Genomic DNA, 10056 nt, shown 5'->3' with positions numbered 1-10056 from the left:
GCGCGACCCCTTGAACAGCCAAAACAGGGCACTGACCCCCGACCAGACAGAGAACAACGGAGAGCCGCAGGCGCGACCCCTTGAACAGCCAAAACAGGGCACTGACCCCCGACCAGACAGAGAACAACGGAGAGCCGCAGGCGCGACCCCTTGAACAGCCAAAACAAGGCGCTGGTCGATGACCAGGCCGGGAACGCTCCGCCCGCAAGGAGCCCTCGAAGGGCGCCCCTCGCACCGTGGGGGGTTTGGGGGGCTCGGCCCCCCAAAATGATGCGGAACGCGAAAAAGCGAAGCGCCCTGCGCGAGCAGGGCGCTTCCATCGCGTGGAGGTGCCGGGAATCGAACCCGGGTCCTCCGTCGCCTCACCAAGACTTCTCCGTGCGCAGTCCGCTGTGTCTCTGCTCGGCTTCACCGGTCCCGCGAACTAGCCGGTGTGACAAGCCCAGTCGCTGTTCGATGTCCCACCAGGTCCCGCGACCGGACCTGGCGGTTAGAGCCTCCTAGCTGATGCCGGATCCCGGGTCGGAGGCAATCCCGGTCCGACAGAGTCGCTCCTCGCTCAGGCGGCGAGGGCGAACTCGCGCTGACTCTTGTCGGCGCTTATTCGATTGCGGCGACGCTCACGGTGGCCTCCCGCCTACACCGGCACGCTTCCCTTGGATCAACGTACGGAGTCGAAACCGTTCACCCCCTTGCAGCCGGCTCGGCTTTCGAACCGGTGTACACCAGCATAACGCCTCGCGTCCCGGCGATCATTCCCATATCCCTTAAACGATCAAGTCCCGAGCCCGAGCAGCCGGGACGACGTGCCGTGCAGCACGGCGCGCAGGAAGTCCGCGCCGAGGCGATCGTCGGCTTCGGCCCAGCTCGCGATGGCCGCGAGCTGTTCGGCGTACGGGTACGGGATGTTCGGGAAGTCGGTGCCCAGCACGATCCGGTCGGGGTGGGCGGCCAGCCTGGCCGGCCAGTCCGCGGGCAACGGCGCGATCCGTTCGGTGAAGGCGACGCCGATCATCGTGGTGTCGAGGTGCACGCCCGGATAGCGGTCCACGAGGTCCAGCGCCACCCCGTAGTCGGGCATGCCCGCGTGCGCCAGCACCGCGAGCAGCCGCGGGTGGCGCCGAAGCACGCCTTCGAACACGTCGAGCCCGGTGTGCTCGCCCTTCCGCGGGCCGTCGCCGCAGTGCACCACGGCCGGCACGCCTGCCTCGGCGAGCAGTCCCCACGCCGGATCGAGCAACTCGTCGCGCGGGTCGAAGGCGCCGACCTGGACGTGCACCTTCACGCACCGCGCCCCCGCGTCGAGCGCTTTGGCCAGGTAGTCCGCGACGTCGGGTTCCGGGAAGATCGTCGCCGTCGGCACCGCATCGGGCGTGCGCCCGGCGAAGTCGATCGCCCAGTCGGTCAGCCAGGCCGCCATGTCGGGCCGGTGCGCGTAGACCAGCGGCGCGAAAGTCGTCACCCCGAGATCGCGGAGCGCCTGGATCCGGGCCTCCTCGGCGTACCGGTAGTGGATCGGCCACTCGAAGCCGTAGTTCGTGCGCGCCGCGTCGAAGTAGGCCCAGACCTTGCTCAGGACCCGTTCCGGCAGGAAGTGCGTGTGGATGTCGACCAGCCCGGGCAGCCCCAGCTCGGCCACCCAGGCGGGCACATCCGCGTCGCTGCGCGGCGGCACTACCGCATGCCCTTGCGAGCTCGCCCGATCGCCTTCTGCATCTCGCGGTCCGCGTCGCGCTTGGCCAGGTCCTGCCGCTTGTCGTGGGCCTTCTTGCCTCGCGCGAGGGCGAGTTCGACCTTCGCCTTCCCGTCGCTGAAGTACAGCGTCATCGGGATCAGGCTCAGCCCGCTCTCCTTGATCTTGCCGATCAGCCGGAGGATCTCGTGCTTGTGCAGCAGCAGCTTGCGGGACCGGCGCGGCTCGTGGTTGGTCCACGTGCCCTCGGTGTACTCCGGGATGTGCACGTTGCGCAGCCAGACCTCGCCGTCGTCGACGGTGGCGAAGCCGTCGACGAGCTGCGCCTTGCCCTGCCGCAGGCTCTTGACCTCGGTACCGGTCAGCACGATGCCGGTTTCGTAGGTGTCCAGCACCGCCCAGTCGTGCCGCGCCTTGCGGTTCTGCGCGATGACCTTGCGGCCGCGTTCCTTCACCATACGAACAACTCTAGCTTTCGTGTCACGTGACTTTCGGTGCCGCAGCCTGCAACGCAGGCCGCGGCACCGGTAATCCCGCTACAGCCGGACGTACAGGCGGAGCGTTACGTAGCCGGTGATGGCCGAGACGGCCGCCGCGACGAGGAGCAGGATCGGCGAGATCAGCGCGATGTCGCCCCACTCGACGTTGGGGATGATGCCCGTGCCGAACACCGGCGACATGACCCGGTCGATGAAGGCGGCCTTGGAGATCAGCAGGCCGATGATCGCCAGGAACGCGCCGATGAGGCCGGAGACCACGGCCTCCAGGAGGAACGGCAGCTGCGTGTACCAGCGGGTGGCGCCGACGAGGCGCATGATGCCGGTCTCGGTGCGCCGGGTGAACGCCGACAGCTGGATGGTGTTGGAGATCAGCAGCAATGCGGCGAGCGCCTGCACCAGCGCGATCGAGAACGTCGCGTTGCGGATCCCGTTGAGCACGTCGAACAGCCGGTTCAGGTACTCGGCCTGGTCGACGACGCTGTCCACGCCGGGCCGCCCGCTGAACTGCTGCTGCAGCGCCGGGAAGCGCTCCTGGTCGGACAGCTTGACGCGCAGCGAGGCGGGCATCGCCTCGGCGCGGGCCACGTCGCGCAGTTCGGGCTGCGACTCGAAGACCTTGTTGAAGTTCTCGAACGCCTTCTGCCGGTCCTCGTACTTCACCGACTCGACGCCCGGGACGCGCTTGAGGTCGGCCATGATGTTCGCGCACGGCTGCTGGGTGCAGTCCTTGTCGTTGGCGCTGACGTCATCGGTCATGAACACCACGACCTCGACGCGGTCCTGGTAGGTCTCCTGCATCTTGTCGATCATCCGGACCACGAGGAGACCACCGCCGAGCAGGCCGACCGAGATGGCGGTCGTCAGGATCATCGCGATGGTCATCGTCACGTTGCGCCGAAGGCCGTTGACGACCTCGCTGAATACGAAGCTCGCGCGCATCTTGTGTCAGCTTTCCTGCCGGTCGGGGGTGTTGTCCTCAGGTGCTCTCGGGGGGAGCTAGCGGCCGACGCCGTAAACGCCGCGGGCATCGTCGCGGATGACCCGGCCGAGGCTGAGCTCGACGACGCGGCGCCGCATCGAGTCGACGATGGAGTGGTCGTGGGTGGCCATGACGACCGTGGTGCCGGTGCGGTTGATCCGCTCCAGCAGCAGCATGATGTCCTGGCTGGTATCGGGGTCGAGGTTCCCGGTTGGCTCGTCGCAGAGCAGCACCAGCGGCCGGTTGACGAACGCCCGCGCGATCGCCACGCGCTGCTGCTCACCACCGGAGAGTTCGTGGGGCATCCGGTCGGCCTTGCCCTCGAGCCCCACCAGCTGCAGCACCTGCGGCACCACGCGGCGGATGTCGTTGCGGGGCTTGCCGATCACTTCCAGCGCGAAGGCGACGTTCTCCGCGACGGTCTTGTTGTTCAGCAGCCGGAAGTCCTGGAACACGCAGCCGATGCGCTGGCGCAGCCGCGGGACGCGGCGCCGCGGCAGCTTGGCGACGTTCCAGTCGGCGACGAAGACCTGACCGCGGGTGGGCACGTCCTCGCGCAGCAGCAGTCGCATGAACGTCGACTTGCCGGACCCGGAGGGCCCGATGAGGAACACGAACTCGCCCTTTTCGATGCCCACCGAGACATCGTCGAGAGCGGGCCTGGTCGACGTCTTGTACGTCTTGGACACGTGCTCAAGGCGGATCACGGGGCGTGAGTTTACCTGCGACCGTTAGGGGGACATCACTCACCCGGACCGGCGGCGGAACCGTCGATCACCTGCGACTTCGTCGCCGGTCAGGGCCTTGGCGCGCAGTGCAGGTCAGGCCACGCTCTGCTGCTGGCGGCGCCAGCGGATGCCGGCCTCCAGGAACCCGTCGATGTCGCCGTCGAGCACCGCGTCGGGGTTGCCGACCTCGTGCTCGGTGCGCAGGTCCTTGACCATCTGGTACGGGTGCAGCACGTAGGACCGCATCTGGTTGCCCCAGCTCGACCCGCTGTCCTTGAGGGCGTCCAGCTCGGCGCGCTCCTCTTCCTTCTTGCGGGCCAGCAGCTTGGACTGGAGCACGCGCATCGCGGCGGCCTTGTTCTGCAGCTGCGACTTCTCGTTCTGGCAGGACACCACGATGCCGGTCGGGATGTGCGTGATGCGCACGGCGGAGTCTGTGGTGTTCACGCTCTGCCCGCCGGGCCCGGAGGAGCGGAAGACGTCGACGCGGATGTCCTTCTCCGGGATGTCGACGTGGTCGGTCTCCTCCACGACCGGCAGCACCTCGACGCCGGCGAAGGAGGTCTGCCGCCGCCCCTGGTTGTCGAACGGCGAGATGCGCACCAGCCGGTGCGTGCCCTGCTCGACGGAGAGCGTGCCGTAGGCGTAGGGGGCGTTGACCCGGAACGTCGCCGACTTCAGGCCCGCCTCTTCGGCGTAGGACGTGTCGTAGACCTCGGCCGGGTAGGAGTGCCGCTCAGCCCAGCGCAGGTACATGCGCATCAGCATCTCGGCGAAGTCGGCCGCGTCGACGCCGCCGGCCTCGGCGCGGATGGTCACCATCGCCTCGCGCGGGTCGTACTCGCCGGAGAGCAGGGTGCGCACCTCGAGGGCTTCGAGGTCCTTCCGGAGGCGGTCCCGCTCGTCGTCGGCCTCGGACAGCCCGGCCGGGTCGCCTTCGTCCTCGCTGAGCTCGTAGAGCACTTCGAGGTCTTCGACGCGCTGCCGCAGCTCGGTGATCTTGCGCAGTTCGGCCTGCCGGTGCACCAGCTGGCTGCTGACCCGCTGCGCGTGCTCGACGTCGTCCCACAGATCCGGCTTGGCGGCCTCGGCCTCGAGCTCGGCGATATTGGCGCGCAGGGCGTCCAAATCCATCACGCTCTCGATGCCTTCGAGGGTGTTGGACAGTTCCTTGAGCGAGGCAGCGACGTCGGGATTCACAGTGCTCAGCGTACTTCACCGGGCACGGGCCGCCCACGAGGACGGCCCGTTTCCGGTCATGAGCGGTTTTGGCCGTTGTGGCGACCGCCACCGCTCACGACTGTTCTGTCCGGGGTGGTTCAGTCCGGGATCGAGTCCAGCAGCTTGATGATCGCCCGGTTGTAGGACACGGTGAAGTCCGCGGCGGCCTTCTCGTACGGGTCGGTCGCGGCCTTGGCGGCGTTCTTCGCCTCGTCCATCTTCACCGCGTACTGGGCACGGGCCGCCTCGACCAGCCCGGAGCGCTGCTTCGGGGTCAGGGAACCCGAGTAGACCAGGCGGAGGATCAGCGGGCTGCGGACGTTGTCCGGCCCCGGCTCGGTGTTCAGCCACGACTTGAAGGCGCGCTTGCCGGCGGCCGTGATCGCGTACTGCTGGCTGGAGCGCGGACCCTGCTTGCCGAGGCGCAGCAGGCCGGCGTCGGTCAGCGCGGGCAGCTCGCGGTAAACCTGGCTGCGGGTCACGCTGAAGAACCCTCCGAAGCGCTCGGTGGCGGCCGCAACCAGCTGGCCACCGGTCTTCGGACCTTCGTGCAGTAGTCCCAACAGGGCAGCGGATGTCGCATTCAGCTCGGTCACATCTGCCACGGTGCCATGCCACCGCTTCGCTGTCCACAGTGGTCCCCAGTTCTGTCCACAGTGGTTGCAGTGGACTGGTCCAAGTGGACGAACGGTTGCGCCATTGGCGCGCGCTCCGGACGACTGGCGAGGCGGCGGCCTCGGATACGGGGCGCACACGCGGGCTGCCGAGTGTCTGCACTCATTGCTACGAGCATTCCCGGGGTTCGCCTGGATGGGGGGTCTTCCTGGCGCAATGAGGTGCTATCACGCCCTGGAGCTGCCCAACTACGACGGGTGACACGCACCCTGCACTTGGCCGACCAGTCGGCGGCCGATGAGGGGCCGGTTCAGGAGGTGCGGAGCGTGCATCGCAGTTGGTTGCGTACCAAGGTCAACGAGAGCAAGACCAGGGTGACCAACAAGGTCACCGAGCAAGCGAAGCGAGCCAAGGCACTGGTGCCCATGCAGAGAGACGGCGAAGCCGACGCCTGCATCGTCTGCGGCCGAGCGATGCGCCCGACGAACACAGTCCGAGGAGATGGCCGGGTCTGCTCCCCGGCGTGCGCCCGCCAATGGGCCAAAGGCCTCTCATAGGAGAACGACCTGACGAAACGAAAAGCCCCCGACCGAAGTCGGGGGCTTTTCGTTCGAATAGTAGCGGGGACAGGATTCGAACCTGCGACCTCTGGGTTATGAGCCCAGCGAGCTACCGAGCTGCTCCACCCCGCGCCGTGTGCGTTTTTCTGTTGTACGGAGTACTTTACACACCCCGAAAACACCCCGAACAAGGGGGGTCCCCAAACCCAAAAACCCCCACCCCACCAGCCAAAACCCAAAAATCCAAGCAGCGGGACGACAGAGGGCCAACAACCACCGAACACCCCCAAGCACCGAGCCCCACCCAACGCAACGCCCCACCCCATGTCTCCACACCCAGCCCCACTCCAGAACCAGAAGGCTGGTCCAGAATCCAGGCCGGGAACGCTCCCAAGGCAAGGAGCCAACGAGAAGCGACCACCGCACCGTGGGGGTCTACGGGGGCTCGGCCCCCGTATGGGAATTAGGAAAACGGGAAAAAGCCCCCCGACGCCAGTCGGGGGGCTTTGACCATTCAAATGGTAGCGGGGACAGGATTCGAACCTGCGACCTCTGGGTTATGAGCCCAGCGAGCTACCGAGCTGCTCCACCCCGCGTCGTTGTGTCACCAACTTTACGGGGTGATGAACCGTAGTGCAAATCCCCTGGCCACAGAAGTGACGCACGTCATTTGCACTCGATCGGACGCCGGAAAGACGACGGGGCGGGGACCGCCTTCGCGATCCCCGCCCCTGGTTGCCGTTTCCGGTCAGCCGCCGGTGCCCTGCGCCTGCTCGAAGCGCTTGATCGCGTCGTCGAGCTGCTGGTAGGCCGAGCCGAGGTCGGCGAAGTTGCCGGACTGCTGGGCCTTGCGGACGTGCTCCAGGGCCGCCCGGATGTCTGTGACCGCCTGGGACAGCTGGGGGCTGCCGGGGGTCTGCTGCGGGGGCTGCTGGTTCTGGGCCGGCGGCGGCTGCTGGCCGTTCTGGCCCGGGTTGGTGGCCTGCCCGGCGCCCGAGCCGAACACCTGCTCCAGCGCCCCGGCCAGGGTCTCGGAGAAGCCGACCTTGCCGCCGAAGGACACCAGCACTCGGGCCAGCTGCGGATAGGAGTTCTGCTCGTTGCGCTGGATGTAGATCGGTTCGACGTACAGCAGGCCGCCGGCGACCGGGAGGGTCAGCAGGTTGCCGAAGATCGCGGTCACGTTCGGGTTGTTGAACAGCGTCCGGTTCTCGGTGACCGCTGGGGTCGACTCCATCTGGTTCTGGACCTGGTTCGGGCCCGGTGTCGAGTTGTTGGTCGGCAGCCGCAGCACCGTGAGCTTGCCGTAGTTGTCCGGTTCGGAGGACGCCGACACCCACGCCGCCAGGTTCTCGCGGCGCAGCGCGGTGAGGGCGCTGGTCAGCTGGAACTGCGGCTGGCCCTGCTCACCGACCTGGGCGAGCACGTAGTACGGGGGCTGCTGCCCCTCGGCGTTGGCGGAGCTGCCGCGGCCGGTCGGGTCGGACGGCACCTGCCAGAAGGTCTGGTTCGAGAAGAAGTCGCCCGGGTTGTCGACGTGGTACTGGGTGAGCAGCGAGCGCTGCACCTTGAAGATGTCCTCCGGGTACCGGAAGTGGTCCCGCAGCTCAGGGGTGATCTCGCTGGCCGGCTTGACCACGCCGGGGAAGACGCCTTCCCACGCCTTGAGCACCGGGTCCTTCTCGTCGACCGAGTAGAGGTCCACGGAGCCGTCGTAGGCGTCGACGGTCGCCTTCACCGAGTTGCGGATGTAGTTGATCTGCTGGTTGGGCTGCCGCTCGACGCCGGTGAGGGTGTCGTTGGTGGCCTCGCCGAGCTCGGTCAGCTCCGCGTACGGGTAGTTGTTCAGCGTGGTGTAGCCGTCGACGATCCACTTGATCTTGCCGCCGATCACGGCCGGGTACGGGTCGCCGTCGAGCTTGAGCCACGGCGCGACCTTCTGCACCCGCTCCCGCGGGTTCCGCTCGTAGATGATCTTGGAGTCATCGCCGATCGCGCCGCTGAACAGGAAGTTCCGCTCGCCGTAGTAGGCGGCGAACACCAGGCGCTGGAACAGGTTGCCGACCGGGACACCGCCCGTGCCGGTGTAGGTGTACTGCTGCTGGTCGGTGTCGTACTCGCGGGGCGCCTCGCCCGGGTTGCCACCGACGATCGCGTAGTCGTTGCGGCCCACCAGCTCGCCGTAGTACACGCGCGGCTGCTCGACCGGGATCGCGCCCTGGCCGTTGTTGGCCACGTCGCTGATCTGGAACACCGGGTAGCCGCCCTGGGTGGCGCCTTCCTTGAAGGTGGAGTCGACCCGGTCAGCTGGCGCGGCGACGAAGCCGTTGCCGTGCGTGTAGACGGTGTGCCGGTTGATCCAGTTCTGCTGGTTCACGGCCAGGCCGTCGGTGTTGATCTCGCGCAGCGCGACCAGGTAGTCGCGCAGTTGGCCGTTGGCGTCCCGGTACCGGTCGACGTCCAGCTTGTCGGTGAACCCGTAGAAGTTGTACTGCTGGGTCAGCTGGGTGAACGTCGGGGCCAGCACGTTCGGGTCGAGCAACCGGATGTTCGGGATGGTGCCCTTGTCCGCGGCGACCTCGGCCGGCTGCAGCTGGGTGCGGCCCGGGTAGTCGACGAACTGGACGTTGGGCTCGCCGATGTTGAAGGCCGCCTTCGTCGCCTCGAGGTTGCGCTCGATCGACTGCGCCTCCCGCTCGTTCGCGTTGGGGCGCACCGAGAACTGCTCCATCAGCGCCGGCCACACCGCGCCGACCACCACGCTGGAGAGCACCAGCAGCACCGTGGCCAGGGCCGGGATCTGCAGGTTCTTCAGGAAGATCACCGCGAAGAACGCGATGGCGCAGAACACCGCGATGCACATCAGGATCAGCTTCGCCGGCATCACCGCGTTCAGGTCGGTGTAGCTGGCACCGGTGAACAGCGGGTTGCGCTGCGACAGCAGCAGGTCGTAGCGGTCCAGGAAGTAGTCGACCGCCTTCAACAGCACGAACAGGCCCGCCAGAACGGCCAGCTGGACCCGCGCCGGCATGGACAGCTGCCCGGAGCGGCCGGCCAGCCGGATGCCGCCGAAGATGTAGTGCGTGATCAGCGCGCCGATGAAGGACACGGTGATCGCGATGAACGCCCACGACAGCAGGAACCGCCAGAACGGCAGCTCGAAGGTGTAGAAGCTGATGTCCTTGCCGAACTCCGGGTCGACCTGCCCGAACGGCACGCTGTTGAGGAACAGCTGGAGGGTCTGCCAGTCGGCCTGCGCGGCGAGCCCGCCGATCACGCCCACCACGATCGGCAGCCCGAGCCCGAAGAGCCGGGAGCGCTCGGTGGCCACGGTGCGGTACCGGGCCAGCGGGTCGTCGGGACCGCTGACCGGCACGAACACCGGCCGGTTGCGGAAGGCCAGCCACAGGTTCAGGGCCAGCACACCGCCGAGGAAGACCGCCGCGGCCACCCCCAGTCCGGCGCGGGACAGCAGCTGGGTGGTGAAGACCTGCCGGTAGTTGACCTCACCGAACCACAGCCAGTCCACGTAGGTGCCCAGCATTCGCGATCCGGCGATCAGGGCGACCAGCACGATGCCGCCGAGGATCAGCAGGATCCGGCTTCTCCGGGACAGTTTCGGCATTCCTACCGGGGGCCGCATGGCCACAACGCACGCTCCTGGTGACGATCAGCAGGCCTGGACGGTACCGGTGGTTCGGCCGCCCTCGTGATGTTCAACTCTACGACCCCTTCGTGAAGTTCCTGGAAGCGGCTTCGC

The 10056-nt window shown here is 67.4% G+C and carries 8 protein-coding genes, 2 tRNA genes and 1 other RNA gene; 1 reads left to right on the top strand and 10 read right to left on the bottom strand.

Annotation, left to right across the window (positions count from 1 at the left end; genetic code table 11):
- Positions 1-321: 321 nt before the first annotated feature.
- From ssrA to AB0H93_RS30500, 7 genes are all read right to left on the bottom strand, one after another.
- Positions 322-692: a transfer-messenger RNA gene (gene ssrA / locus AB0H93_RS30530) on the bottom strand.
- A gap of 83 nt (positions 693-775) precedes the next feature.
- A complete protein-coding gene (locus tag AB0H93_RS30525) occupies positions 776-1675 on the bottom strand; it encodes an amidohydrolase family protein (protein WP_358577021.1) in 900 nt (299 codons plus the stop codon).
- Complete coding sequence (gene smpB / locus AB0H93_RS30520) at positions 1675-2151, bottom strand: SsrA-binding protein SmpB (RefSeq protein ID WP_132482298.1); 477 nt, start codon at positions 2149-2151, stop codon at positions 1675-1677. The genes AB0H93_RS30525 and smpB overlap by 1 nt, the downstream gene beginning before the upstream one ends.
- 78 nt (positions 2152-2229) lie before the next feature.
- Complete coding sequence (gene ftsX, locus AB0H93_RS30515) at positions 2230-3132, bottom strand: permease-like cell division protein FtsX (RefSeq protein WP_358577019.1); 903 nt, start codon at positions 3130-3132, stop codon at positions 2230-2232.
- Between the two features lie 57 nt (positions 3133-3189).
- Positions 3190-3879: a cell division ATP-binding protein FtsE gene (gene ftsE / locus AB0H93_RS30510; RefSeq protein WP_093262250.1), complete on the bottom strand. Its 690-nt coding sequence runs from the start codon at positions 3877-3879 to the stop codon at positions 3190-3192.
- 114 nt (positions 3880-3993) lie between these two features.
- Positions 3994-5100 (bottom strand): peptide chain release factor 2, encoded by a 1107-nt coding sequence (gene prfB, locus AB0H93_RS30505; RefSeq protein ID WP_358577017.1) that lies wholly within the window; start codon positions 5098-5100, stop codon positions 3994-3996.
- A gap of 119 nt (positions 5101-5219) precedes the next feature.
- Positions 5220-5717 carry a PadR family transcriptional regulator gene (locus AB0H93_RS30500; RefSeq protein WP_165968011.1) on the bottom strand — a complete coding sequence of 166 codons (498 nt, stop codon included), beginning with the start codon at positions 5715-5717 and terminating at the stop codon, positions 5220-5222.
- Positions 5718-5993: 276 nt separating this feature from the next.
- Between AB0H93_RS30500 and AB0H93_RS30495 the strand changes: the two genes are divergently transcribed.
- Positions 5994-6293, top strand: a complete 300-nt coding sequence (locus AB0H93_RS30495; protein WP_358577015.1) for a hypothetical protein — start codon at positions 5994-5996, stop codon at positions 6291-6293.
- 61 nt (positions 6294-6354) lie between these two features.
- Here AB0H93_RS30495 and AB0H93_RS30490 read toward each other — a convergent pair.
- The 3 genes from AB0H93_RS30490 to AB0H93_RS30480 form a co-directional block, all read right to left on the bottom strand.
- Positions 6355-6428: transfer RNA gene (locus tag AB0H93_RS30490), tRNA-Met, on the bottom strand.
- Positions 6429-6815: 387 nt separating this feature from the next.
- Positions 6816-6892: transfer RNA gene (locus AB0H93_RS30485), tRNA-Met, on the bottom strand.
- A gap of 152 nt (positions 6893-7044) precedes the next feature.
- Positions 7045-9939 (bottom strand): UPF0182 family protein, encoded by a 2895-nt coding sequence (locus AB0H93_RS30480; RefSeq protein WP_358577013.1) that lies wholly within the window; start codon positions 9937-9939, stop codon positions 7045-7047.
- Between the last annotated feature and the right edge of the window lie 117 nt (positions 9940-10056).

Origin of the sequence: Saccharopolyspora sp. NPDC050642, from assembly GCF_040654735.1 — a bacterium.
GTDB lineage: Bacteria > Actinomycetota > Actinomycetes > Mycobacteriales > Pseudonocardiaceae > Saccharopolyspora > Saccharopolyspora elongata.
This window is presented reverse-complemented; position numbering and strand designations above follow the sequence as displayed.

Excerpts from the sequence above, each read along its gene's own strand:
- ftsX (WP_358577019.1), bottom strand. The coding sequence starts at position 3,132 with ATGCGCGCGAGCTTCGTATTCAGCGAGGTCGTCAACGGCCTTCGGCGC.
- AB0H93_RS30480 (WP_358577013.1), bottom strand. The coding sequence starts at position 9,939 with ATGCGGCCCCCGGTAGGAATGCCGAAACTGTCCCGGAGAAGCCGGATC.
- smpB (WP_132482298.1), bottom strand. The coding sequence starts at position 2,151 with ATGGTGAAGGAACGCGGCCGCAAGGTCATCGCGCAGAACCGCAAGGCG.